Annotated in this window: 26 protein-coding genes; 8 read left to right on the top strand and 18 right to left on the bottom strand. The window is 69.3% G+C overall.

Going from position 1 to position 24894, the window contains the following annotated elements:
* Positions 1–51 precede the first annotated feature (51 nt).
* The 4 genes from RZR99_RS00735 to RZR99_RS00720 all read right to left on the bottom strand — a co-directional run bounded on the left by RZR99_RS00735 (position 52) and on the right by RZR99_RS00720 (position 4090).
* A complete protein-coding gene (locus RZR99_RS00735) occupies positions 52–1503 on the bottom strand; it encodes a secretion protein (RefSeq protein ID WP_323117800.1) in 1452 nt (483 codons plus the stop codon).
* Positions 1500–2249, bottom strand: coding sequence for a response regulator transcription factor (locus tag RZR99_RS00730; protein WP_323118021.1), 750 nt, complete (start codon positions 2247–2249; stop codon positions 1500–1502). The genes RZR99_RS00735 and RZR99_RS00730 overlap by 4 nt, the downstream gene beginning before the upstream one ends.
* 55 nt (positions 2250–2304) lie before the next feature.
* Entirely contained in the window at positions 2305–3375 is a 1071-nt protein-coding gene (locus RZR99_RS00725) for a sensor histidine kinase (RefSeq protein WP_323118020.1), read from the bottom strand.
* 133 nt (positions 3376–3508) lie between these two features.
* Complete coding sequence (locus RZR99_RS00720; RefSeq protein ID WP_407655385.1) at positions 3509–4090, bottom strand: hypothetical protein; 582 nt, start codon at positions 4088–4090, stop codon at positions 3509–3511.
* A gap of 271 nt (positions 4091–4361) precedes the next feature.
* On the opposite strand from RZR99_RS00720, the gene RZR99_RS00715 reads away from it, so the two are divergent.
* Positions 4362–4850, top strand: a complete 489-nt coding sequence (locus tag RZR99_RS00715) for an HrpB1 family type III secretion system apparatus protein (RefSeq protein ID WP_323117799.1) — start codon at positions 4362–4364, stop codon at positions 4848–4850.
* Between the two features lie 337 nt (positions 4851–5187).
* Here the strand turns inward: RZR99_RS00715 and RZR99_RS00710 are convergent, their stop codons facing one another.
* Positions 5188–5793, bottom strand: coding sequence for a GNAT family N-acetyltransferase (locus tag RZR99_RS00710; RefSeq protein ID WP_323117798.1), 606 nt, complete (start codon positions 5791–5793; stop codon positions 5188–5190).
* A gap of 312 nt (positions 5794–6105) precedes the next feature.
* Between RZR99_RS00710 and RZR99_RS00705 the strand changes: the two genes are divergently transcribed.
* The 3 genes from RZR99_RS00705 to RZR99_RS00695 all read left to right on the top strand — a co-directional run bounded on the left by RZR99_RS00705 (position 6106) and on the right by RZR99_RS00695 (position 9331).
* A complete protein-coding gene (locus RZR99_RS00705; protein WP_323117797.1) occupies positions 6106–6951 on the top strand; it encodes a hypothetical protein in 846 nt (281 codons plus the stop codon).
* Positions 6952–7793: 842 nt separating this feature from the next.
* Positions 7794–8948, top strand: a complete 1155-nt coding sequence (locus RZR99_RS00700) for a branched-chain amino acid ABC transporter substrate-binding protein (RefSeq protein WP_323117796.1) — start codon at positions 7794–7796, stop codon at positions 8946–8948.
* An 80-nt stretch (positions 8949–9028) separates the two neighbouring features.
* The gene (locus RZR99_RS00695) at positions 9029–9331 is read left to right on the top strand and encodes an XRE family transcriptional regulator (protein ID WP_323117795.1); all 303 of its coding nucleotides are present in this window, start codon (positions 9029–9031) and stop codon (positions 9329–9331) included.
* A gap of 315 nt (positions 9332–9646) precedes the next feature.
* Here RZR99_RS00695 and RZR99_RS00690 read toward each other — a convergent pair whose 3' ends face one another.
* Complete coding sequence (locus RZR99_RS00690) at positions 9647–10495, bottom strand: LysR substrate-binding domain-containing protein (RefSeq protein ID WP_323117794.1); 849 nt, start codon at positions 10493–10495, stop codon at positions 9647–9649.
* A 115-nt stretch (positions 10496–10610) separates the two neighbouring features.
* Between RZR99_RS00690 and RZR99_RS00685 the strand changes: the two genes are divergently transcribed.
* On the top strand, positions 10611–11798 hold the full coding sequence (locus RZR99_RS00685) for a CaiB/BaiF CoA transferase family protein (RefSeq protein WP_323117793.1): 1188 nt from the start codon (positions 10611–10613) through the stop codon (positions 11796–11798).
* Entirely contained in the window at positions 11795–12634 is an 840-nt protein-coding gene (gene scpB, locus RZR99_RS00680; RefSeq protein WP_323117792.1) for a methylmalonyl-CoA decarboxylase, read from the top strand. The genes RZR99_RS00685 and scpB overlap by 4 nt, the downstream gene beginning before the upstream one ends.
* Before the next feature lie 321 nt (positions 12635–12955).
* Here the strand turns inward: scpB and RZR99_RS00675 are convergent, their stop codons facing one another.
* The 12 genes from RZR99_RS00675 to sctU form a co-directional block, all read right to left on the bottom strand.
* On the bottom strand, positions 12956–14389 hold the full coding sequence (locus RZR99_RS00675) for a helix-turn-helix domain-containing protein (protein ID WP_323117791.1): 1434 nt from the start codon (positions 14387–14389) through the stop codon (positions 12956–12958).
* Positions 14390–14576: 187 nt separating this feature from the next.
* Entirely contained in the window at positions 14577–15032 is a 456-nt protein-coding gene (locus tag RZR99_RS00670) for a CesT family type III secretion system chaperone (RefSeq protein WP_323117790.1), read from the bottom strand.
* Between the two features lie 89 nt (positions 15033–15121).
* Positions 15122–15304 carry a hypothetical protein gene (locus RZR99_RS00665; protein ID WP_323118018.1) on the bottom strand — a complete coding sequence of 61 codons (183 nt, stop codon included), beginning with the start codon at positions 15302–15304 and terminating at the stop codon, positions 15122–15124.
* Positions 15305–15487: 183 nt separating this feature from the next.
* Entirely contained in the window at positions 15488–15739 is a 252-nt protein-coding gene (locus tag RZR99_RS00660) for a type III secretion protein (protein ID WP_323117789.1), read from the bottom strand.
* A 20-nt stretch (positions 15740–15759) separates the two neighbouring features.
* Entirely contained in the window at positions 15760–16758 is a 999-nt protein-coding gene (hrpD5, locus tag RZR99_RS00655; protein WP_323117788.1) for an HrpD5 family protein, read from the bottom strand.
* A 190-nt stretch (positions 16759–16948) separates the two neighbouring features.
* Entirely contained in the window at positions 16949–17740 is a 792-nt protein-coding gene (locus RZR99_RS00650; RefSeq protein WP_323118017.1) for a type III secretion system protein, read from the bottom strand.
* Positions 17741–17820: 80 nt separating this feature from the next.
* Complete coding sequence (sctS, locus tag RZR99_RS00645) at positions 17821–18084, bottom strand: type III secretion system export apparatus subunit SctS (RefSeq protein ID WP_323117787.1); 264 nt, start codon at positions 18082–18084, stop codon at positions 17821–17823.
* 19 nt (positions 18085–18103) lie between these two features.
* Positions 18104–18754 carry a type III secretion system export apparatus subunit SctR gene (sctR, locus tag RZR99_RS00640; RefSeq protein ID WP_323117786.1) on the bottom strand — a complete coding sequence of 217 codons (651 nt, stop codon included), beginning with the start codon at positions 18752–18754 and terminating at the stop codon, positions 18104–18106.
* A complete protein-coding gene (gene sctQ / locus RZR99_RS00635; protein ID WP_323117785.1) occupies positions 18741–19865 on the bottom strand; it encodes a type III secretion system cytoplasmic ring protein SctQ in 1125 nt (374 codons plus the stop codon). The genes sctR and sctQ overlap by 14 nt, the downstream gene beginning before the upstream one ends.
* A gap of 32 nt (positions 19866–19897) precedes the next feature.
* Positions 19898–20503, bottom strand: coding sequence for a type III secretion system protein SctP (gene sctP / locus RZR99_RS00630; RefSeq protein ID WP_323117784.1), 606 nt, complete (start codon positions 20501–20503; stop codon positions 19898–19900).
* Between the two features lie 11 nt (positions 20504–20514).
* Positions 20515–22569 carry a type III secretion system export apparatus subunit SctV gene (gene sctV, locus RZR99_RS00625; RefSeq protein ID WP_323117783.1) on the bottom strand — a complete coding sequence of 685 codons (2055 nt, stop codon included), beginning with the start codon at positions 22567–22569 and terminating at the stop codon, positions 20515–20517.
* Complete coding sequence (sctU, locus tag RZR99_RS00620; RefSeq protein ID WP_323117782.1) at positions 22566–23687, bottom strand: type III secretion system export apparatus subunit SctU; 1122 nt, start codon at positions 23685–23687, stop codon at positions 22566–22568. Before sctU ends, sctV begins: the two co-directional genes overlap by 4 nt.
* Positions 23688–23924: 237 nt before the next feature.
* Here sctU and RZR99_RS00615 point away from each other — a divergent pair, with 237 nt between their 5' ends.
* On the top strand, positions 23925–24479 hold the full coding sequence (locus tag RZR99_RS00615; protein ID WP_323117781.1) for an HrpB1 family type III secretion system apparatus protein: 555 nt from the start codon (positions 23925–23927) through the stop codon (positions 24477–24479).
* Between the two features lie 16 nt (positions 24480–24495).
* Positions 24496–24894, top strand: coding sequence for a type III secretion protein HrpB2 (locus RZR99_RS00610; protein WP_323117780.1), 399 nt, complete (start codon positions 24496–24498; stop codon positions 24892–24894).

The following is a 24894-nucleotide window of genomic DNA, read 5'->3' as shown; positions in this document are numbered from 1 at the left end:
GCTAATTCCAATTAAGTCCGGCCGGGCCTTTAATGATGAATATTATTGGCATCAATTGGCGAGCAGCCGGGTTTGAATCCGCAGGCCGATGCTGCCCGCCGCGGCCACCGGACGAACGGCGGCCGCCGTCGCGCGTACCGGTTCCGGCGCGGCCCCCGCCGTCATGCGCGACGCCACCAGCACGATCCGCGGCCCCATGCGCGCGGCGGGCGGCGGCAGCGCCACCACCGCGCACTCGCCGGCCGCGAGCGTGGCGGTCCATGCGCTGTCGCGCGAGCCGGTCTCCGGCGCGCCGCCGCCGTCGCCGCTCGCCCAGCGCTCCACCATCCGCATGTCGAGCGCGATCCGGCTCGCCTGCGCGGTCTCGCGCGGCGTGATCCGCATCGCGAAGCCGCTGCGAAGGGCTTCGAGCGTCGGCGTATCGCCCTTGCCCATGCGCGTGGCGACGAAGCTCCGCTGCAGGCGCTCGAAATCCGCGCTGCCGTCGGGCGACGTCAAGGTCGAACGGTCGAGATCGATCGCCGCGCCGCCGTGCGCGGCAAGCTGTTCGAGCCGCGTGCGCAGCGGCGCGCAGCCGCTCGCGGCAATCGCCACGCGCAGCGGGGCCGCACCGGGCGCGGCACCGGGCGCGTCGCGCCAGCGCAGCCCCGCCGCGTCGAACGGTGCCCCCTGCAGCGTCGCGCCGAACACGTCGAGCCGCAGCGCCGCCGGCAGCGTGTCGAGTTGCCCGACCAGTCGAGCGTCGCGGGCGAGCCGCTCGGGCAGATCGCGAATCAGCACGGTGTTCGAGCGGGCGTCCGCGTCGACGACCGGCAGCGCGGTCGTGTATTCGAGCACGTCGGGCGCGGCGTGCGACACGACGCCGTCCTGCTCGAGCCGCTGCCGCAAGGTCGTGACCACGCCCGGCAGCATCGCATCGCCGGTCGCGCCGGCCACGACGCGATCGGCCGCCGTGCGCGCCCGCAGCTTGAACGCGCGGGTCTCGGCCGGCACCCGCGCCTGCGCCGCCCGGTCGAGCGCGCGCACGGCGGCCAGCACCAGCGCGACATAGCGGGACGGTCCCGTGACACGAACGATCCGGGCGGCGTCGTCGTAGTCGGGCCGCCAGCGCGGATCGACGATCTTCTGCCGCGCGAGCGTCGCGCGCAGGTCGGACAAGGTGGCGTAATTGAGCCGCGCGGCCGCGTGCCGAAAGGCATCGGGCGGCACCAGTTGCAGTACCGCGCCGTCGTAGTATCCGACCAGCCCGCACGCGGCGGCGACGGAATCGACGAACCGCTGCGGCGGCGCGGCATCCTGCACGCCGAGCCGGCACGCCGCGCCTTCGTCCGCCTCGATCGCGATGCCGGAGCGGCGCGCCAGCGCGCGCAGCGCGTCGGCGGCACTCGCGTCGCGCACCGCGTAATCGAAGCGCGCGAGCGGCCAAACGAGCGGCACCGCCACAGCCGGCCCGGCCAGTGCGAGCAGCGCGAGCGCCGCCAGCGCGGCCGGGCGCCGCGTCACGGCGCGCCGTCCGCCGGATCGGACTCCGCGCCCAGGTTGAGTCGGTAGCCGCTCGCATAGGCGGCCTGCACCGACCAGCCGATGCCCGCCGCCTTCAGCCGGCTGCGCAGGCGGCTCACGTACATGTCGATCGAGCGGGTTTGCGCGGGCGCCTCGGACCCCCAGACGAGCCGCAGCAGATCCTGGCGCTGCACGACCGCGCCGGGGTGTGCGGCGAGATGCCAGAGAATATCGAATTCCTTCGCGCTGAACGGGTGCGCGGCCTCGCCGTCCGAGACCGTCAGCGCGGCGCGCGACAGGACGTAGCGGCCCACGTGCATCCGCCCGCTGTCGACCGACAGCGCGGCGAAGCGGCGCAGCAGCGCGCGCACCCGCGCGAGCAGCGTCTGCTTCTCGAGCGGCTTGATCAGAAAATCGTCGGCGCCCGCATCGAGGATCTTGACGATGTCCTCCTCCTCCGAGTGCACCGTCTGGAAGATCACCGGCACGATCGAGCGCGCGCGGCCGCGCACCCAGCCGAGCAGGCGCTCGCCCGTCATGCCGGGCAGATCCCAGTCGAGCACCAGCAGGTCGGCCCAGCTGTCGCCGAGGAAGCGGCGCGCGTCGAGTCCGTTGTCGAACGCTTCGACGCGGTAGCCCTCGGCCTTGAGCCAGGTGACGAGCAGCGTCCGCTGCACCGGGTCGTCCTCGACGACGACGATCTGCTTGGGCTGCTGCACGGTGCGTTGCATGTTCGGTTCGGACATCGTGTTCATGAAGTACGTGAATCCATCAAAAGAAAGCGCTCCGCCGTTCAGCCGTTCAGCCGTCCGGCGCGACGCTCGATCGCCAGCGCGCCGCGCCGTCGGGGATCGCCGGTGCGGCGGCGCGCGCCAGCAGCGGCAGTCGCATCACGAACACCGTGCCGACGCCCCCGTTCGATTCGGCGTGCAGCGTGCCGGCGTGCGCGGCGACCACCTGAGCGGCCAGTTGCAGCCCGAGGCCGAAACCCATCGAGCCGCGTTTCGCGAGCGGCGCGAAATCCGTCATCCGCCCGTCGGCCGCGAGGCCCGGCAGGCCGCCCGCCCAATCGCGGATCGACACCTCCGCGTGCGCATCCAGCACCCGCATGCGCAGCTCGACGCGCGCGCCTTGGCGCGACGCGTACACCGCGTTGTCGATCAGGTTCTGCAACGCCCGGGCGACGAACACGCGCGCGCCGCTCAGCCACACCGGCTCCGCGTCGCCCAGCCACAGCTGCAGCGCGACGCCGCGATAGACCGCGCCGACTTCCAGCTTCGGCACGAGATCGCGCAGCATCTTGCGCAGATCGAAGCGCACGAAGTGATGCTGATGCAGATCGTCGGCCGCCGACGCGACCAGGTAATCCTGCCCGAGCAGCAGTGCATGCCGCGCGAGTTGCGCGATCCGCTCCAGGCCCCCGCACGCGTCGAACGCATCGGCATCGGCTTCGCGCAGCTGCGTGAGCGCGAGGATCGAATTCTGGGGAGAGCGCAGGTCGTGCGCGAGAAAGCGCAGCGACGCGACCCGTTCGTCGAGTGCCCGGCGCAGCGGCGACACATCGGCGACGGAAACCGTGGCCGCGATCTCGGGATCGTTCGCGACCGGCTGCAGCGTCAGCCACAGCACGGCGCGCCCGGTGCTGAATTCGAAGCCTTGCCCGAGCAGTTCGAACAGCCCGGCCGCGTCGGCGCCCGCCGCATCGCCCAGCACGGTCCGCAACGGCAGCCCGGCGGGCAGCGCGCGGCCCAGCAGCGCCTGCGCGCGCGCGGTGGCGGCAACGATCGCGCCGTCCCGGTCGAGCGCGAGCGTCCCCCACGCCTGGTGTTCCTGCATGATCTGGAAACGGCGGGCATCGGCCCCATGCGGCACACTCAAGTTCGACTCCGGCGGGCGAAAGGTTCGGCGACTGATTCGGCAGACCGCGGCACGGCGGCGCGAGCGCGCAGTGTGTACCGATTCGAAACCGCTTGTCCAGTGCCGCCGGGCCGTCCAGGGCTTGCCGTCAGAAGTCCGCCTTCTGGTCCAGGTCGCCCGCGCTCACGGTCACGTCGTTGGCCGAGTACTCCACGTTGCCGCCCGCGCCTTCCTTGCCCGACGGGCCGCCGCCGATCGGCATGCCCATGAACGACTTGTTGCCGGTCTCGAGGCGCTCGCGCTCCTTGGTCGCGCCGGAGTTGAGCGTAACGTTGCCGTTCTTGTCGATGACGCCGACCGAATTGCCGCTGCCGTTGTACAGGTTGCCCTGCGAGTCTTCCTTCAAGTGCAGGGCTTCGCCGCCCGCCTTCGTGTTCAGCTTGATGTCGTGCAGGCCCTGGCCCGGCGCGCCGCCCGTGGGTGCGGAGCTGGGTTCCTGCGTCTTGCCGGCGAGCGGGGGGGTGTTGCCGTTGACGTTGCCGCTACTGTTGCCATTGGTGTTGCCGTTGCCGCCGATGCTCGAATCGTCGCCGCCGTCGTCGCCCATCAGCAGCTGTTCGATCTCCTCGAGCAGTTGCTCGATTTTCGCGTCGCGGCTGCCTTGCGACGACTGGGTGTTCTGGGTTTGCGCAGGATTGAGGGTCTGCGACGAGATGCGGTTGATGCTCATGATCGTCTCTCCACGGAGTGAGAAAAAGGAAGAATGAACCCGCGCGGCCCACCCGCACCGCCGGCTCGCCGACAAGATTAGGCAGCGCGCGCGCGCCCGCGGCGAACGGGGCGAAGCAAGGTCGCGGCGGCCGAACCGATCCGCTCGCGCGCGCGAGGCGCCGCCCCGCGCTTCGTCGCGCGCAACGCCGCTTCGCACGCGCTCGCAAGGCCGATGCGCGGGACGGCGATCATCGTTGCCGGATCTCTTCTCTTCATTGCATAGCATCGACATGGCGATCAAACCGTGCAACGCGGCGGCGCTGCGCGTGCTGCTCTCCGCCTTCTCGGCCGGGCTGCGCGCGAGCGCGCATGCCGACCTGGATGAACTGCTGCTCGCGCTGCGCGTGCTGCAGCCGCGCAGCGTCGCGGTGGATCTATGCGACGTGCGGCTGCGCATCAGCCGGCGCGACTGGATCGGCGCGCTGCATATCCTGCGCACGCTGGAGGAGCAGGAGCGCGGCACGCCGCTGTGTACCGCGCTGCAGGGCTGGTGTCTCTACTCCCTCGACGACGACGAGTGGCGGCGCTACGCGCAGATGGTGCTGCTCTGCGGCGATCCGGCGTCGACCACGCTCGTGGCGCGCTTCCTGAAAGTGGATGCGACGTCGCCGCTCGCCGACGATCACTACGATGGCGCCGTCGCCACGCGCATCGCGCAACTGCTCCGGCTCGACCGCTATCAGTGGACCCGGTATCTGCAGACCGGCGGGCATGCGTGAAGGATCGGGCCGCCGTCCGCGACCTGCGGTGCGGGCACGACAACCCTTGCGCGTCGATGCGTTCGCACCTGCACGCCTTCGCCGGCTCGCTTGCGCGACGCGCACCGCGCTATCGCCTTGCGTGTCTCGGTTCAGATTCGGATCGACGCATCGACGAGACGCGCATCCCGGCGGCGACGCGTTGCGCATCCGCCCGGGCGGCAAGCGCGCGCGGTCAAAGCGGTGGCGTGCCGTCCTATCGCTCCGGCAACCGGCTTTCAGTCGAGCCGACCGCGGCGAACCCAAGTCGGCCGGGTCCGCCGCCGCGCGGGTATCGCGACGGCCCTCGCGGCATGCTCTACGCCGCTTCCCGCGACGCCGCCGCCTCGTCCGCCCGGATGTCGGCCAGGGCTCGCGGCGCTTTCGTGATCGCGAACAGATAGCTGTCGCCCGCGCTCATCCCGCGATTCGGCCGCGCCTCGTAGTTCTTCACGGTCCCCTCGCACATGAAGCCGAAATGCGGCATCAGCGGGGCGGCCTTGCCCGTCACCGAGCAGAACGCCTCGATCCGGTAGACGCCGGGCTGCGCGATCAGCCACGCGAGAAACTTGTGCAACATCTCCGACCATGCACGGGTACGCACTCGCCCCGGCGCGAAACTCGTCAGCAACCCGATCTCGACGCGCGGCAGATCGCCGTGCAGCTCCAGCGTGCCGATCAGCCGCCCGTCGGTTTTCTCGAACAGGCCCCAGCAGAAGAACGTCCCGCTGCGCCACCCTTCGACGAGACGGCGCATGCTGGCGCGTGACTCGTCGACGCTCCGATGCATCGGCCAGCGCAGATCGCGCGTCGTCTCGGCGTCGCCGAACAGCGCATCGAACACTTCGTCTGCGTCGGCCTCCGATAGCGGCCGCATGCGCAGGCGGTCGGTTTCGATCAGGGCGGGGGGGCACAAGGCGGTCATGGGCGACTCCGGTCGGGAAAGATCCGCGCCGATTGTCGACGCGCGCCGCGCGCCGCGCCCGGCCAAGCGCGAAGGCACGGCGATGCGCGCGAACGCGGCGCATCCACGGGCTGCCCGTCGAGAAACGCCGGGACGTCGACGCCGACACTCGTCGGCCTCCGGAAACGCCCGCCCCGCCGCTCGCGCGATTCGAGCAAGCGCTGACGCGCGCCCGCTCCGGATGTCCGTCCGGATGTCCGTCCGGATGCGCGTCGAAACGGTTTTCGGCGGACTGCCCGCCGCTCGACGCGGCGGCGTTCGCATGCGGCTCCAATGCTTCGGGTCGCCGCCTGCCGCGGCGCCTCATCGACGTACAGTGCTCGGCATCGCCGGCGGTTCATCCGCTCCGCGAGGCATTCATGGGTTTGCCATTCTTCGAGGAGCATCATCGTGCCGAAAATTACTTCCAATCCCGGCGTCACCGGGGCGCATTCCCATCCCTATTCGCGCGGCACCCAGGACGCACAACCGAGCCCGCGCGCACGCGGCACGACATCGAAACAGCCCGCGGCGGACCGCGCCGGGCTGGGAAAATTGATGGCGGATACCGGCACGGCGCCCAAACAGGCGCCGGCACTGCGGCGGCACAACGCGATACGGCGCGCGAAGCTGCCCGAACGCCAGCCGGCCGCCTCCGCCGCCGCGACGCCGCCCGCGTCGACATCGAAGGAAAGCGCCGCTGCCGCGAAGCCCGCCGCGAGCGCGGCGCCGAGCGCATCCGACAGCGCCGCTGCCCTGCACGACAAACCGGCATCCCAGGCGCAGACGGCACCGCCGCCCAACGCGGCGGCCTCGCACGCCGAAGCCGCCCCCGTCCAGACCGGCGCCGCCCAGACCGATGCCGCCGCCGTGCACCAGACGGAATCGCACGCGCCCGCCGCCACGAGCGCCACGCAGGCGACGAACGCTACCCACGCCGCGCACGGCGCGGGTTCGCTGTCTCATACCCTGGCCGCGTCCGATTTGCCGAGCGCCCAGGACATTCACCACACCACCGACCAGGCCATCGCGATGCAGCACGCCATCAGCCAGGCGAGCCAGAAAATGATGATCGCGGAGACGCTCAACAAATTCATGCAGCAAGTCATCGAGATGATCAAGAACGCCGTGAAGCAATAACGGCGCCGATGAAGGCAGGCACGGAGCGCCGGCGGCCGGCGCCGGTGATTCCGGCTTGGCACGCGGGGCGAATTGAGCGGCCTCGATGCGGCGCCGGCGGCCGCAAGCGTGATCGCCTTGCCGAAGGCGCCGCCCGGCGGGCGGCCGGGCATCGGCGCGGCTCGAGACGGCCCGCCGGCGATGGCCCGCGTGGCCCATCGCATGGCGCGCTCGGTCGCGGTGCCGCTGTTGCGCCCGATGGCGAGGCCGCCCGGCGGATGCCGCAGTGGTCAAGCCCGAGTCGCCCCCGACACCTGCAAGACGGGAAGCCTCGTCGCCGGCCTGAACGCCGGCCATTCGCAGGTGTCGTCCGCATCGACCGTTAGTTGCATGTCGAAGCAAGTCCGGCCGCTTCGCCCGCTCCGCGCGGGATCGCATTCGCGATCGCGCCGGCAAAGTGTGCAGCCAAACCGACCGGACAGTTCTCAACTGATCGCACCGGACTGTCCATGGTCACCGGCCGGTGACCGGTCGAATAATCAGTTCAATCGATCACGGAACCGACAACGAACCCGGGGCCCCGCCCGCGCGACGGACGGCGAGACCCGACCGTGAGTGCGCGGCGCATACGCCCGATTACGCGATTCATCGAAGCGGACGGAAACCGGTTCGGATATATTCATACAATTGCATGTCGTCTGGAGAAGCCGCCCGCCTGCCCGCGCGGGCCGCGCAACGTCCGGCGGCCTGCAGGCGAAACCCTTCACGGGTGATGGAGACTCGTCCAGTCAGCCCGATCGCCCCTCAAAGCGGCCGGCCGACCGGGACGTCAATAGAAATATCATTCAATTCGGAGATGGCAGATGGAACGAAGCATTGTCGGCATGCGCTGCAAACCCCTGATCACCGTCGCATTGGCTGCCGCCGCGTTCGCGGCCGCGTCGAACGCGATGGCCGACCAGGTCGTCAAGATCGGCAGCGTTGAACCGACGACGGGCGGCATCTCGCACCTCGGCAAGGACAACGAGAACGGCGCGCGCCTCGCGGTCGAGGAAATCAATGCGAAGGGCCTCACGATCGGCGGCCAGAAGGTCACGCTGCAGTTCGACGCGCAGGACGACGGCGCCGACCCGCGCCAGGCCACGCAAGTCGCGCAGAAGCTGGTGGACGACAAGGTCGTCGCCGTCATCGGCCACTTGAACTCCGGCACGTCGATCCCCGCGTCGAAGATCTACAGCGACGCCGGCATCGTGCAGATCTCCCCGTCGGCCACCAACCCGACCTACACGCAGCAAGGCTTCAAGACCACCTACCGCGTGGTCGCGACCGACGCGCAGCAAGGTCCGGCGCTCGCCAGCTACGCGCAGTCGAAGGGCGTGAAGAGCGTCGCCGTCGTCGACGATTCGACCGCTTACGGCCAGGGCCTCGCGAACGAGTTCGAGAAGAAGGCCAAGGCGCTCGGCCTGAAGGTGCTGTCGCATGACGCGACGAACGACAAGGCCGTCGACTTCCGCGCGATCCTGACCAAGATCAAGGGCGAAAACCCGGACGCGATCATGTACGGCGGCATGGACGCGACGGGCGGCCCGCTCGCCAAGCAGGCGAGGCAGCTCGGGTTGCGCGCGAAGATCCTGTCCGGCGACGGCGTGTGTACCGACCAGTTGGGCGAGCTGGCCGGCCCGGCCGCCGACAACGTGCTGTGCTCGCAGGCGGGCGCGGCGCTCGAGAAGATGCCGGGCGGCGCCGCATTCGTCGCCAAGTACCAGAAGCGCTTCAACCAGGGCATCAAGTTCGACGCGCCGTTCGCGTACGACGCGGTCTACATCGTGGTCGACGCGATGAAGCGCGCGAACTCCACCGATCCGGCCAAGATCCTCGCCGCGATGCCCGCGACGAAATACGACGGCGTGATCGGCACGACGACCTTCGACGCGAAGGGCGACCTGACGCACGGGATCATTTCGATCTACGGCTACAAGAGCGGCAAGAAGACCTTCCTCGACCAGGTCAAGATGTAAGCGCCACGGCGGCGCGACCGGCATCGCTTGCCGGCCGCGCCGCCGCGCAGCCAATCGCTGTTCTACGGAGATGAAGCGACATGTGCGCCATGGCATATGCCGAGTTTCAGCAGGAGTTGAAAAAGGCCCAGCTGACCGCGCGGGAATTCGCCCGCCTGATCAGGATGAACGAAAGCTCGATCACGAACTATTCGAGCAAGGGCACCGTGCCCTCCCACCTCGCGGTCATCGCGACACTGATCGGCGCGCTGGCCGCGCACGAGATCGATTTCCGCAAAGTGATCCGCCGCACGAAGATCGAGCCGAAACGGCCTCGAGGCAACGGCACGTTTCCCACGGCCGACGCGCCGCGTTCGAAGAAGAGCGGCGACGACGCGTTGTGAGCGGGCGGGGTCGCTGACGGCCCGGCGGACTGATCGGGGCTGCGGCTCGCCGTCCCGATACGCACCGCGAATCGGGCGTCTCGCCGATGCGGATCGTGATGCCCGCCTGAATGACCAAGCCTGACGAAGAACGGCCGAGGCTCGCCAACGATCACCGCATCCCGATCTCGTTCGCCGGCTTTCATGCACGATTGACGATCGAGGCAAGCGATGGAATCGGCAGTCGAAGGACATACGGATAGCCCCGGATTCCGTCGATGGTTTTACCTGCCCGTCGTACGCGGATCGACGAAAAATCCCGGCCCACCCGGCGCGTCATGTCCGCAATTGCAAGAGCGCGTCGTGCAGCAGATCCACCGCGCCGCCGTGCGAACGCCTTGCCCGGCGTACGACGACATAAGTCAGGCCGGCAAGCGGAGGCAATCGCTCCGCTTCGCCGAGGATCCTGAGGCCCGGACACAATGCGCTTTCGGGTAACGCTGTGATCGCGAACCCGGCAATCACGGCCGCGCGCACGCCGACCAGACTATAGCTCGTATAGGCGATACGGAAATCCCGTCGGGCGGTCCGCATCGCCGTGAGGATGGCCTTTCGGGAAATGGACTCCTCCTGCTGATACACAGCCAGCGGCAGCGGCACTTGATCGTTGACGCGGTAGCGATCGGCCGCCACCCACAGCAACGCGTCCTGCCATAGGGCTTCCCCTTTGGTGGAGCCGGGCGGACGCTTGATCACCGCGAGATCCAACTCGCCCTCGTCGCAGGCGCGAATCAACCCCACACTCGTCCCGACTCTCACTTCGAGCGACACGCCGGGATATGTTCGGGCAAAACTGGCGAATACCGGCGGCAAGCGTGTACTGGCCACCTCTTCCGACGCGCCGAACGTCACCCTTCCCTGCAAGGGCTGCGACGTCAGGCGCTCGCGCAGACTCGCTTCCGCGTCGAGCAGGCGCTGAGCGTCCGCAAGCAATTGCTCGCCTTCGTCGGTCAGGCGCACGGAGCGCGTGGTGCGCACGAACAGCCTGCGCCCGAGGCGCTGCTCCAGCCGGACCACATGATGGCTGACCGTCGACTGGGTGCGGCCGAGCACCTCGGCCGCACGACGAAAACCGCCGCAGGTCGCGACGGAAACAAAACTCTGAATTTCGTCGAGATCAAGCATGGCGGCCTCGTTGATTTGATCAATAAAACATATCACACATATCCATTTATCCATATTTATTGATCAATTGAACACGCCTACGATGAATGCGTCCCCAGTCATCCAGGAGCCAGTCATGACATCCGGCACTGCCGCGCAGCTGAAACCGCTGCTTCAAGGAATCACCGTCGTCGACATGACGCACGTGCTGTCAGGTCCGTACGCGACGATGATCCTTCGCCAGCTCGGCGCCCGCGTCATCAAGGTGGAGCGTCCGGAAACGGGCGACGACGCGCGCGCCTTCGGTCCTTTCCAGAGCGGGAAATCGACGTACTTCACAGCGCTGAACTGCGGCAAGGAGAGCATCGCCATCGATCTCGAACAGGCATCCGAACGGGACATCCTCCACGCGTTGCTGCGCGACGCCGATGTGCTGGTGGAGAACTTCCGGCCCGGAATACTCCAACGCTTCGGCCTCGACTGGGAATCGATACGTGCGCGCTACCCTCGCCTCATCTACGGCAGCGTGTCCGGATTCGGCCAGACCGGTCCGTACCGCGACCGGCCCGCCTACGATATCGTCGTGCAGGCCATGAGCGGATTGATGAGCCTCACCGGCCAGACGGGAGGCGCTCCGACGCGGGTCGGCGTATCGGTCGGCGACATCACCGCCGGGTTGTATCTGGCGATCGGGCTTTGCGCCGCGCTGTACGAGCGCGCGCATACCGGCCGCGGCCGTCGTCTCGATATCGCGATGCTCGATTGTCAGATCGCGATCCTGGAGGATGCGCTGACCGGCTACGCGGCTACCGGCGTGGTACCCCAGGCGCAGGGGTCGCGCCACCCGTCCGCCGCGCCGTTCAGCGCGTTTCGCGCGGCGGATGCCTACCTCGTCATCGCCGCCGCCAACGATGCGCTGTTCGCGAAAATGTGTCATGCGCTGGCGCGGCCGGATCTGCTGAATGACGCGCTGTATCGAACCAATGCGTTGCGTCGCCGGCACATCGACGCATTGACGCGAGAACTGGAAATCACGCTGGCGACACGCTCCGCGCAGGCGTGGATCGAACGGCTTCGCGCCGAGGGGGTGCCGTGCGGACCGATCAACGACATGTCCGATGTCGTGACGGATGCTCAACTGGCCGCACGCCGCATGATCGTTCCCGTCGACGGCGACCGCGCGGGCGCGTTCCGGGTAGCGGGAAATCCCATCAAGATCGACGGCGTCGACGACGCGCTGCTGTACCCGCCGGCTCCCGAACTGGATGCCGACCGCAGCCGGCTCATCGGCGAATTCGTTACCCTGGAGAAGGATTGCTCATGAACAGCCCGATCTCTTCAACCGGCGACGCCGGCGACGCTCGCCTCGACGTCGCCTTCCTGGGCCATGTCGCCGTGCTGACCTTCTCCCATCCGAAGAAACGCAATGCGTTGAACGCCAGCCTGCTCGGCATGATCGCCGCGGCCTGTCGCGACTGCATGCAACGCGATGTCCGGGCCATGGTGCTGCGTTCGTCGGCGGGCTCGGCCATCTGGTCGTCAGGTCACGACATCGACGCGCTTCCGCTCGACGGCAGCGATCCGCTGGCCTCCGGCAGTGCGCTGGAAACCGCGATCGATGCGCTGCGCAACTGCGCCTTTCCCGTCATTGCGATGGTGCAAGGCGCCGTGTTCGGCGGCGCGGTAGAGATCGTCATGTGTTGCGACATCGTGATTGCCGACGACAGCGCCCGCTTCGCGATGACGCCGGCGAACATCGGTCTGCCCTACAACACCCGTGGTTTGCTGCATTTCGCTGAACGCCTGTCGATCGGCGCGGTGAAGGAGATGTTTTTTACCGCCGCGCCGATCGGCGCAACCGACGCGTTCCGGCTCGGAATCGTCAATCGATGGGTGCCGGCCGAGGCGCTCGTTGCGCAAACCATGGAACTGGCGTCGGGAATCGCGGAGAAAGCGCCGTTGGCGATCGCCGCGGTCAAAGCGCAACTCCGCATGCTGTGCGATCCGTCCATGCTGTCCGACGACGCGCTGGCGCACATTGCGGAACTACGCCGGCAGGCGTATCGAAGTGCCGATTTCGTCGAAGGCGTCGCCGCTTTCCGCGCAAAACGACGGCCCAGCTTCAAAGGGCGCTTTTCGGTGCGACCGGCGCAATCCTGAGCGCTTCGTGAGCGTGACGGCCCGCCGGCGTGACCGCGCGCGTCGTCCGAATGGCGGCCGTTCACGGGCAAGTTCTCGCCGGAGATCAAGTTGCCGATCCGAATCGCGGCGATCGAACGCAAACGTGAAAAGAATCGTGGCGGCAGCGGCATCTTCCGGTTGCCGATGACTGACATCGACCGCTCGCCCGATCAGCCGTTCGACGATACGCGTGCCCCCGGCGCAACGACAAGCGACGGACAACATGCGCACACAGCGCGCCCGACAAAGCGGGACATGCCGCCCGAAGCCCCCCCCTCCCGCCGCCGTTCGCCTTCCCGCTCAACGAGCGAAAGTCTCCGACGGCGCTTCGTCGAACATCCGCCGATAGCCGTTCACGAGCGTCGAACGATGCTGGATTCCCCAGCGGCTCGCGATCTCCAGCACGCTTTCCGCGCGCGGCGCGTCCGACATCAGCTCGCCGCGAATCCGTTCCATCCGCTGGCGGCGGATCAACTCGCTCGGCGACAGGCCGAGATGCGCCTTGAACGCCGCCTGCAGCGCGCGTTCGGTCACGTCGATATGGGCGGCCACGTCGCGCACCGACAGGTCGTGCTGATCGAGCCGTTCCATCAGATAGCGATACGCGCGCCGATACTTGCCGGGCAGCCGCGCGCTCACGTCGTCGCTCGGCGCGGCCGCGTGGGTGCCGCAGCGCGCGATCGCCAGCGCGGGCGCCAGTGCCGCGCCGTCGGAGCGCACGTGCCGGACGGAAGCGAGCGCATAGCGGCCGTACAGCGACGACGATTCGCGCATCCGTCCCTGCTGCTCGCGCACCTTCGCCGCGCAGTACAGATAGTCGAGCGTCCAGCGCACATGCGAGCCGCAGCGCGTCGCGGCATCGCGGTACGGCGCGATCATCGTATCGGCGACGTTCGGCGCATGGCCGGCGAGCGCGGCAAGCGCCACTTCGAGCCGCACGCTGCGCTGGTAGTCGCCGATGCCGCCCTTCGCGCACCAGTCGACATGCACGTCGATGCGCGCAAGCGCCGCGTGATCGCCGGCGGCCAGCCGGCGCACCTGCCGCATGTAGTCGACACGCATCCGCAGCAGCGGCAGCGCATCGCCGTCGGCGGCCGCGCCGGCGTCGGCGAATGCCGCGGGCGGCAGGTCGGCCAGCACCGAGCGCCAGTACACGTGATCGTCGAGCGCATCGGCGCAGCCGATCTGGTATTGCAGCAGCAGGTCGGCGCGCAATGCGCCCGCGAGCGGCAGCCAGCGCGGATCGGCGTCGCGCGCGGCGGCGTCGAGCACGTCGAGCGCCGACATCGCGGCGTCCGCGCGGCCGAGGTGATGCATGACGACGCACATGCCGAGCAGACTCTCGAGCTTCTGGCCGGCGTCGGCCGCCCGGTCGTCGGCGATCCGCTGGAAGCCGGCCTGCGCCACGCCGAAACGGTTTTGGAAGAAGGCCTGCCAGCTGGCGTTGCGGCAGGTCATCACCCGCGCCAGATCGCGCGAGTCGCGCAGCAGCTTCTGCGCGCGGCGGAAGGTTTCCTCCGCTTCCTCGACACGGCCGAGCACGAGCTGGATGTCGGCGTAGGCCTGAACGTCGCGCAGGTCGGCGACGGGGCCGCCCGGCTCGCCGTCGCAGCGCGCGGCGACGAGCGCGGCCGCTTCGGCGAAGCGGCCGTCGAACACGCGGCCCGCGTAAGCGTCGTGCGACGACGGGTTGGCGAGCGCGGCGGCGGCGGCGAAATAGAGTGTCGAAAACATGGCGGATCCTCTCGGCAAGCGGGTTCGAAGACAAAGGAATCAAGCTCGATCCACGCACCGGGCGCCCGGGCTGTCTGCCCGGGGCCGTGCGTGAATGCGTGCCGCCATGGTCTCGTCCAAGCCGGGTTCACGCAGCAATTTGTGACGATCCGTTACGATTGGTCCGCGCCGTCCGGCGGGGCGTCCGCTACACCCGCAACCAGAAATATTCGCCGGACGCGATGCCCTCGAACATCTCGTCGCCCGACTCGATGATGTTCTGCCGCCAGTAGCGGCCATGTTCGGCGTAGTGCGAGAACAGGTCGGCCACCGTTTCGCCCGTCACGTCCGGGGTGAGCGGCAGCCGCATCAGCAGCACGATGCCGCCCGTGTCGGCGTCGATCCCGAGCTGGGCCTGGTCCTGCGCGTAGATCAGCAGGTTCGCCTCGAGCAGCAGCCGGTACACCGCCAGCGTCCGTCCCGCGCTGACGATCCCGTAGTGAAAATTCACATACATCGATTCCGGGTCTTCCTCGAAATGCTCGATCCGGACATCGAAACCCTCGACGTCGATCGAGCGCGTCTCGAGCACGTAGTCGACGTCCGGCAAATCGACGACCTCGCATACCTCCGCGACGACCTGCACATAACGTTCCCAACTCATGACAGTCCCACCCTGGTATCCGACATCCAAAACGATGCAGCCGGCGCACAGGCGCCGGCTGCCCAACACGATGCCGAGCAGCAGCCGGCTTATTGCGGCGGTTTCGCCGCGTCGGCCAGCATCTTCACGGCCTGCTTCATCACTTCGTTCTTCGTGTTCGTTTCCGACATCTTCATTTGCATCTGCGTTGCCGCATTCGACATCGCGATGCCCGAATTCATCGATGCCGTCATGCTGGCGATCGCATCAGCGCCGCCTGCCAGTCCTGCAATTGCTCCCATGATCACTCTCCAGATAGTGCGTGCATCCACGCGTTGACAAAGGTCCGGCGCCGCCGCGCATCGCGGCCCGCCGTTTTTTTGCCCCGCTGCGCGCGGCGCCGACCGGACCGGCCGTGCCTTGCCGGCCGGTCCGATTCGTCCGTCGCCCGCGCAGCGCGGCGAAACTTGGCGCGGCTAGGCGGCCGCCACGCGCTCCTCGTGCAGCGTCAGCACGATGCGCTGCGCCGCCAGCAGGCCGCGGTAGATCTTCTGCATCGCGTCGCGGTCGTAGTCGCTCGCCGCCTGCGCGGTGGCCGCGCTCACCCGTTCGGCGGTCTCGCCGAGCGCATCGCGGATCGACTTGATCCGCGATGCCGCGTCGGGTGCCGCGAGCGTCTTCTCGAGCGAGCCGAAATCGCCCGCTACCCGTTCCAGTGCTTCGTACATGCCGTTTCTCCCGTCCATCGTCAGTTGAGGTCGGACGCGCCGTCCGGCGACGCGCCCGCGAACACATGCTTCACGCCGTCCGGCGTCTCGATGTAGCGCACGTCGCCGATCTCGAGCATCCCCGAGTACGCGACCGGCACCGGCGCGTCGCCGGACTGGCGCGCGTCGACGTCGATCGCCCGCACGTTCGGCCCGACGTCCGCGCGCACCCGCTCGATCGCCGCGTTCAGCTGCGCGACGTTCGGCACCGTGCCCGACACGCGGAACCGCCCCTGGCCCGCATAGGCGACCGTCGCGCCCGCGACGCCGAGCGACTCGCCGATGCTCTGCGCATCGTCCTGCGCCACGTCGTACTGGCGTTCGGCGCGGCCCGCCGCGAGCCGGTCGAGCAGCTTGCGCGCCGCCAGATCGTCGGCCGGGCTCGACACCATGCCCGTGACCGCCACCATCGCGCCGCGCGGCGCGACGCTCAGTTCCTCGTAGCCCGCCCGCCGCAATTCCACGCCCACCCGCTTCGCCAGCGCATCCACGGTCTCGGGCGGCGGCGGCGGGCTCGAATGCGCGCTCGCCAGCATCGCGCCGGTGGCGAGCAGGCCCGCGACGAGCGCGCCGCCCGCCGCCGCGCAGACCGCGAGCTTGCGCTGCGCGCCGCGCCGCGCCGCATCGGCGCCGGGCGGCGGCGCCCACAGCGTCGCGAGCAGGTCGAGATCGCTGGGCCACGCGCCGTTCGCCGGCCCGACGCACAGCGCCGTCTCGCCGAACGGCACCGGCACGAAATCGAGCAGCAGCAGCGTCGAACCGTCGGCATCGAACGGATCGTCGGCGGCTTCCGGCGCGACGGGCGCGGCGCGCCGCGCGCTGACCACGCCCTGCATGTCGATCGTCAGCAGCAGGTCGCCGTCGCGCCAGTCGGTAATGCGAATCGCCGCGTCCTCGCCGGCGCCGATCCGGTGTTCGCCGGCATCGAGCGCGATTTCCGCGCCGGCGTGCAGGCCGGTCAGGATGCGCAGCAATTTCATGAACGGCTCCTTGTATCGGGTACGTCGTTGCGCCGGAGCGAATCGCTGCGCGGGCAGAATCCCGTGCGGGTCGTTGCGTTCGGGCGGTGTCGGTTCGTCATGCAGTCAGAATAGTGCGCATCGCTTGCCGGACCGGGGCCGCATGCGAATCCGCCGCCACGTTTGCGAAGCATCGCGCGCGGCCCGCCGTTCACGACTGCCCGCCGCGCACGGTCGACACGCCGCCGCGCAGCGTCTCGACGCTCGCGAACGCGCGTTCGAGCTGGGCCGTCGTGGACGGACGCTCCGCGTTGAAGACCATCAAGGGCAGCAGCAGAAAATGAGCGCGCGCACGTTCGCCCGAGGCGCCGCGCGCTTCGCGCGGCGCGGCGGCGGCATCGCGCGTCGCGTCGAGCAGCAACTGCTTCACGCCCTCCCAGCCGATCGGCGTGCAGGGTCCCGCGCGCAGCCGCGCCGCCAGCAGATCCGCGCCGTGGCCCAGCAGCGCGGGCGTGATCCGCGCGGCCGGGTCGGCTTCGAGCCGCCGCCCGAGCCGCAGCAGCGAATCGGCCCACAGATGCCGCAGCGCGCGCTCCCGCTCGCTCGCATCGGCCAGTCCCTCGACCGTCGAGCGCAGCGCCCGCTGAGCGGGCGCGGGCGCCGGACGGCCGCGCGCCGCGCGCACGCGCGGCAGTTCGGCTAGCGGCGCGGCTTCGTCCTCGCGGTCGTCCCGGTTGCGCTGCTGCCGGCCGCCCTGCCCGCCGCCCTGACGGTCCGGTTCGTCGTGCGGCGCGACGTGCGCGTGCTGCACCAGCGTGTCCTCGCCGGTATCCGCCGTCTCGGTCTGGCTGTCCGCGCGGCGGCGGCGCCGGGTCGAGGCCGCGGCCACCTTCGGGCGCGGCTTCAGCTTGTTCAGCATCTGGTTGCGCGCGGCCGTCGCATTCGCCTGGAAACCGTTCGAATAGGTGAAGCGCGTCGCATAGCGGCCGTAGGTCGTCGCCATGCGCGCGCGTACCGGCTTGCGGCGGCGGGGATCGGGTTTCGGCGCGTGCGCGATCGGAGTCGCGAGGCGGACGACGCGGTTCACGACGGCACCGCCGCCGACATCAGCTGCTGCGCGAAATGCAGAATCTGCGACGCGGCCCACGGCCCGGCGATCGCCACCGTCACCGTGACGGCCACCAGCTTCACGCCGTACGAGATGCTCTGCTCCTGCAGCGACGTGATCGCCTGCACGAACGAGATGGTCAGGCCGGACAGCGCCGCCACCATCACCACCGGCAGCGAGATGTACAGGCACATCATCATGCCCTGCGACGTCAGCCGGATCAGGTCGTCGATTTCCATAGCGTCATTCCCCGCGAAATCATGAATAAGTGAGCACGAGGCCGTGCACCAGCGTCGACCAGCCGTCCATCACGACGAACAGCATCAGCTTGAACGGGATCGACACGTTGGTCGGCTGCAGCTGGTTCATCCCCATCGACATCAGCACGTTCGCGATCACGAGGTCGACGATGATGAAGGCGATGTAGAGGATGAAGCCGATCCGGAACGCATCGGTCATCTGCGCGAGCGTGAAGGCGGGCGCGAGCACGATCAGGTCGTCGACGCGCAGCTGGTCCGCCGCGGCCTTCGGCCACACCACCGACGCGGAGCGCAGGAAGAAGCGCTTTTCCCGCTCGCGCGAATGCGCGGCGAGGAACTTGCGGAACGGCTCCTTCGCCGCGCCGAATGCCTGCAGCATCGCCTGCGTGGGCTCCGGCGACAGCGCCTGCCCCTGCAGCTGCTGCTGCGCGGCGAATCCGATCGGCGCCATGATGTACAGCGACACCAGGATCGCGATGCCGTTCAGCACCATGTTGGGCGGCACCTGCTGCACGCCGAGCGCGTTGCGCAGCAGCCCGAGCACGACGACGATCTTCGCGTACGACGTGACCACCATCGCGATGAACGGCACCATGCTCATCACGAGCACGGCGATCAGCAGGCCGGTGATGTCGTTAAACTGAACCATCGTCGCCCGCCATCCGGTTGATCCGCACGCCGAGATGCGCGCCGACCGCGACCAGTTCGCCGCCGCCGATCAGCTGGCCGTACGCGACCAGCCGCACCGGCACCGCGCGCGCCGGCAGCGGCAGCTCGAGCACGTAGCCGGGCCGCAGCGCGGCCAGTTCGGCCACCGCGAGCGACAGCGTGTCGATCTCGATGTGCACGGGCAGGTCGAGCGCGCCGAGGTCGGCGGGTTCCGGCGGATCGTCGGCCACGACCGGCTGGTCGAGATCGTCGGCGGTATCGGGCATTTCGGTAATCATCATTGTTGAACCCTCAATCAGAACCCTGGTGTGCCATTGGGTCGCGCGCCGCGCGCCCCACCACGCGGGCAGCGGCGAACCCGGCGCGAGACCGAATCCGGCCGGCGCGGCGCCGAGCAGCACGTCGCCCGGCTGCAGTCCGCGCACGACGTCGAGCGGCAGCAGGCGCGTGCCGAGCCGCACCCGGCCCGGCAACGGCACGCGTGCCGCCGCGCCCGCGCCGCGCGCCGCCTCGCCGCGCAGCCGGGCCGCGAGCGCGTCGATCCACGGCGTCTCCACGTCGACCAGCACGCAGCGCACCGGTTGCGCGTCCAGCGCGAACGACAGCACGCAGCGCGCGGTTTCGAACGACGCGGCGTTCGCGGCACGCAGCCCGCCGACGGTGACGTCCGCGAGCCCCGCCGCCGCGAATGCCGCGCGCAGCGGCGCGAGCAGCGCCGACGCCAGCGCCGTGCGCAGCGACAGGCTGGCGTCGCCGTGCGTATCGCCCGCCGGCGCGGCGACGACGGCGAGCGCGGGAAACGCGGCCAGATCAATCGCGATCCGCGCGGTCGCGCCGTTGAATCGCAAGTCGAGCAGCCCCGGCCGCTCGAATACCGGCCGGTCCTCCGTCGTCGCCCGCCAGTCCGACAACATCGGGAAGCGCGCGAGCCAGGCCGGCAATCGCGCGTCCGCCTGCAGGCGGGCCAGCGCCGCATCGCGCGCGGTCCACGCGGGCAGCGGCAGCGCGGCATCGACGCGCGGTGCCGCCGGCTCGGCGCGGGCGGGCTCGCGAGCGGATTCGGATTCGGAATCGGTAAGCAGTGCGTCCATCGTCACAGTCGGTCAGGTCGGGCGGGCGGCGTTCATGCGACGTCGATCTCGATCGTGCGCGACACGCCTTGATGCGACAGCAGCGTATCGAGCCGCGCATGCAGCGTCGCGCCATGGGAACAGAGTAAGTGCCGCGTCGCCGCGTCCGACGTGTCGAACCGAAGCCGCAGGTCGAAACGCGAAAGAACCAGATGCAGGACGGTGTCCGGCAACAGCGCGGGATCGAGCGGCAGGCTGAGATCCCACTGGCCGGCCAGCTCGTCGCCGCACAGCGGGGCGATCTCGCTCGCCAGCGCCTCGGCGACCCGCACCATCCGCTCGCGCTGCGCGAACACTTGATTGACGAAGGCGCCCGAGCCTTCGCACGCGCGCGCCATCACTTCCCGCTCGACGGCCTCCGGCAGCGCCGCCGCATCGCGCGCGAGCGGCGCGAACGCCTCGCCGCGCGAAGGAGGCGCGCCCGCGCGGCCGTCGCGGTCCGTCGCCGCGCGGTCGGCCGCCGGCACGGCGCGCGAGCGCCGCATCAGCTGCGCATAGTCGATGCCGCGCCGTGCCGCGCGCGCGGCCGGCGCGGTGCCCGCCTCGCCCGCGCTTTCACCCGCGATGATCCGCACCGGCCGCAGTTCGGTTCCGCTCATGGTCCGCGCGCTCACATCGTCACACGGCCGAGCGGCTGCAGTTCGACCTGATCGCCCAGCTCCTGGTACGAATACACGGGCAGCCAGCCGAGCCGGGCTTCGATCATGCGCCGGGTGTAGCGGCGCACGTCCATCGACGTGACCAGCACCACGTCGTCACGCGGCGCCTCGCCGACGAACGAGGCGACGCTGTCGACCAGATAGCGCACCTGCTCGGGCGGCAGCGCCAGGAAATTACCTGCCGGGGTCTGCTTGATCGATTGCCGGATGTGCTGCTCGACGGGCAGGTCGAGCAGCACGGCGGACAGCTGCCTCTCGCCGCGCGCCGCGCGATACGCGAGATAGCGCGACAGGTCGCCGCGCACGTATTCCGCGAGCATCAGCATGTCCTTCTCCTTCGGCCCCCAAGCGATCAGGCTTTCCATGATGTCGCGCGCGTTGCGGATCGGGATGTGCTCCTCGAGCAGGCGGCGCAGCACGTCGGCGATCCGCTGGGTCGGCAGCGCCTTTTGCACTTCCGCGACGAGGCCGGGGTAGTCGACGCCCAGCTGATCGAGGATCCATTGCGTTTCCTGGATGCCGAGAAACAGGTGCGCGTTGCGCCGGAGCAGCGCGATCGTCTCGTGCGCGATCACTTGTTCGGCCCGCCATGCGCGCGCGTCGGCCGGCACCGCCTTGTCGTCGATCCAGTAGCTTTCGGCGAACCCGCCCGCCGGGCCGCGCTTCGTGCAGCGGCCGGCGAGCGCCGGATCGGCCGCCGCGTCGGGCAGCATGGTCTGATCGGCCGGCAGCTCGACGCGGCTCTGCGGCACGTCGCGCATCAGCACCTCGCAGGTGGACGCGGGCAGCGCCGCGCTCGTCCACAGCGTGATGCCGGGAAACGGCAGGCCCTGCTCCTCCTGCAGCTTCGCGCGCTCCTCGTCGAATGCCCGGTCGAGCGCGGCGGGTACGAGACGCGCGACCAGATCGGGCGCGACCCGCACCCCGATCGCGCAGGTGAAGAGCGGCGCGCGCGGCAGGATCGTCGGCGTGCTGCTTTTCGCGCCGGCGCGCTGCAGCGCGATCACCGGCTCGCCGCGCGCCGTGGTGCGGCGCCGGCCCTTCTGCAGACGGTAGCCGGTAAACGCGAGGATGCCGGACAGCAGCAGGAACAGCGCCGCCGGGAAGCCCGGCACCGCCGCGAAGCCGAGCAGCAGCACGGACGCGAAGTACAGCGCGCGATAGCTGCTACCCATTTGCCGCGCGATTTCCGACCCGAGCGACGCGCCTTCGGCGTCGTCGTGATCGTCGCCGACGCGCGTGATCATCACCCCCGCCGCGACCGAGATCAGCAGCGACGGAATCTGCGACACCATCGCGTCGCCGATCGACAGGATCGAGAAGCGGTTCGCCGCCTCGCCCGCCGTCATGCCGTGGTACATCACGCCGATCGCGATGCCGGCGACGATGTTGACGAGCGTGATGATGAGCCCCGCGATCGCGTCGCCCTTGACGAACTTCATCGCACCGTCCATCCCGCCGTGCAGCTGGCTCTCCTTCGCGAGCGTCGCGCGCTTGCGGCGGGCCTCGTCGGGCGTCAGGATGTTCGCGCGCAGATCGGCGTCGATGCTCATCTGCTTGCCCGGCATCGCGTCGAGCGTGAAGCGCGCGCCGACTTCCGCGACCCGCTCCGACCCCTTCGCGATCACGATGAACTGCACGGTCGTGATGATCAGGAACACCACCAGGCCGACCACCAGATTGCCGCCCACCACCAGCTCGCCGAAGCTCTCGATGATGTCGCCCGCGTTCGCGTGCAGCAGGATCGATTTGGTCGACGCGATGTTCAGCGACAGCCGGTACAGCGTCGTGAACAGCAGCACCGAAGGAAACACCGACAGCGACACGATGCTGCCGATGTACATCGTCACCATCAGCAGGGTCACGCTGATCGCGATGTTGATGCCGAGCAGCACGTCGATCACTTCGGGCGGCAGCGGCAGGATCATCAGCGACACGATCGCGACGACCAGCGCCGCGATGCCGACCTCGCCGCCGGCGGGGAGTTTGAGGGTTTTGATCGTCATGCGGACCTCGCGGACGTTGATGTGGAAGAAGCGACGGCCGCGACGGCGTTGACACCGGCGCCGGCGCGCGCGCCGGCGATCGCCTCGACCCAGCGCAGGATCGCGGCCACCGTTTCGAACAGTTCCTCGGGAATCGCGCCGTCGCGTTCGATCCGGTACAGCGCCCGCGCCACGGGCGGATTGCCGACGATCGGCACGCCGAGCGCATGCGCGTGGCGGCGCAGCGCGAGCGCGCCGTCGTCGACGGCCTTCTCGATCACGCGCGGCAACGGGTGCTCCTCGGGCGCGTAGCGGATCGCGACCGCATAGTGGGTCGGATTCACGACCAGCACGTTCGCCTGCCCGACCCGCTGGCGGGGTGCCGCGGTCGTCGCGAACTCCTGCGCGAGCCGGCGGCGCTCGCCCTTGGTGTGCGGATCGCCGTCGGATTCCTTGTGCTCGCGCTTCACTTCCTCCTTGCCCATCCGGTTCTGCCGGATGAACATCACCTTCGCGATCTTGTAGTCGGCGGCGGCCAGCACCGTCATCACCAGCAGCACCGTGTAGAGCAGCTTCATCAGCACGGTCCACATCACGCGCGACAGCTGCGGCGCCGCTTCGTAGATGCCCTGGATGACGAGCGGAAACAGCGACGACACCGTCTTCCACACCACGCACAGCAGCACCACCGCCTTGATGATCGTCTTCGCCAGGTCGAGCAGCGCCTTCAGCGAGAAGATGCGCTTCAGGCCGGCCATCGGACTGATCGCGTCGAGCTTCGGCATCACCGTTTCCATGGTGATGAGAAACCCCGCCTGCGGCGCCTGCGACACCACGCCCGCGAGAATCGCGCCCGCCGCGAACGGCAGCGTCATCTGCACGGCGCTCGCGCCGAGGTCGTACAGCGCGGTCTGCGCGGCATGCGGCGAGCGGTCGCCGGCCACGAAATCGAGCGCGGTCCGCACGACCTGCTGCAGCCCGCCGCCGAGCAGCGTCTCGCCCATCGCCAGCACGCCGATCACCACGCCGAGCGACACCGTGTCGCCGACATCCTTGCTCTTCGCGACCTGGCCCTTCTCGCGCACCTTCTTGAGCTTCTGCTCGGAAGGCTCTTCGGTCTTGTCTTCTGCGTCGGCCATGGCCGCCCGTCCGTATCGATAGTCGGAAACGGGCACACGTTAGCGCCGCGGCGCGCGGCGGGCCCGGCCGGACCCGAAGCCGCGCCGCCCGGCGCGAAGCGCGCGCGGCGCTTCGCCTGCGGCGCGCGCGCTTCGCATCCGCCGTCCATCGGCCGCACCGCGCTGCTAACTTGCAGCCCAAGCGGTTTCCCCCTTCCACCCCTAGCGCCGCAGCTGCGGCCACACGGAGCGCACACCATGGACGAATCCCGGCCGACCTATCTGCGATGCAACCAAGCCGCACTGAACGGTCTGATCGACGCCACCAACCTCGCACTCGGCGGCGCGCTCGACGGCCCGGCCGCCGACCCGTACGACATCGGCATGCTGATCGACGCGCTGCGCGTGCTCGCGCCGCAGTTGCCCGCCGCCGACATGTTCGACGGCATGCTGCACATCGCGCTCGGCAACTGGGACGATGCGGTGCGGGCCTTCTCGGACATCGCGAGCGGCTCGACCAATGCGACCTACGGCAAGGCGCTGCTCACGCTCGCGCTGCACGCCAGACGCGATCCCGCGTGGCGGCTGAGCGCGGACGAAGTGCTCGCGGCGGGCGGCCCCGCGCAGGCGATCGCGCTGGTGCGCGCGCTCGAACGGCAGAACGACGTGCTGCTCGCGAAGGAACACGCGGAACGCACGGGCGTCTGGGAGCTGCCCGCATCGGTCGCGGAAACCGGCGAAGGCACCGCCGCGCCGGCCGCCGCCTTCGATCCTCAGGCCGCGTATGCGCAGCAGCAATATCTGCGTCTCTGACGCGAGGAGCATCCCCATGAATCCCATCCACCCCGCCCCCGATCTCGCCCGCGCGCTCGACGCCGCGTTCTCCGACGCGGCCGCCGCGCCGGCCGCATCGGACGTGCCCGCGCAGGTCGCCGACCGCTTCCAGGCGCTGATGGCGCACTCGACGCCGACGCCGCCCGTCGCGCACGCGCAGGAGACGACCGCGATCTCGAAGCTCGTCGAAAGCTCCGACGCGCAGATGCGCAAGGTGCTGAACAACGTCGAATACCTGGGCTTGCATGCGCAGGAGATGTCGATGAACCAGATGCTCGCGGCATCGCTGCAGGCATCGGCCGAAGCCGCCGCGATGCAGATCGACCTGCAGGCGAAGATGGGCGTCGTCACCTCGGCGAAGGACGCCGTCGGCTCACTGATGAAGAACCAGTGA

Origin of the sequence: Burkholderia alba (assembly GCF_034721475.1) — a bacterium.
In the GTDB taxonomy this organism is placed as follows: domain Bacteria; phylum Pseudomonadota; class Gammaproteobacteria; order Burkholderiales; family Burkholderiaceae; genus Burkholderia; species Burkholderia alba.
The sequence above is the reverse complement of the archived record's forward strand: the minus strand, read 5'-3'. Positions and strand labels throughout refer to the sequence as shown.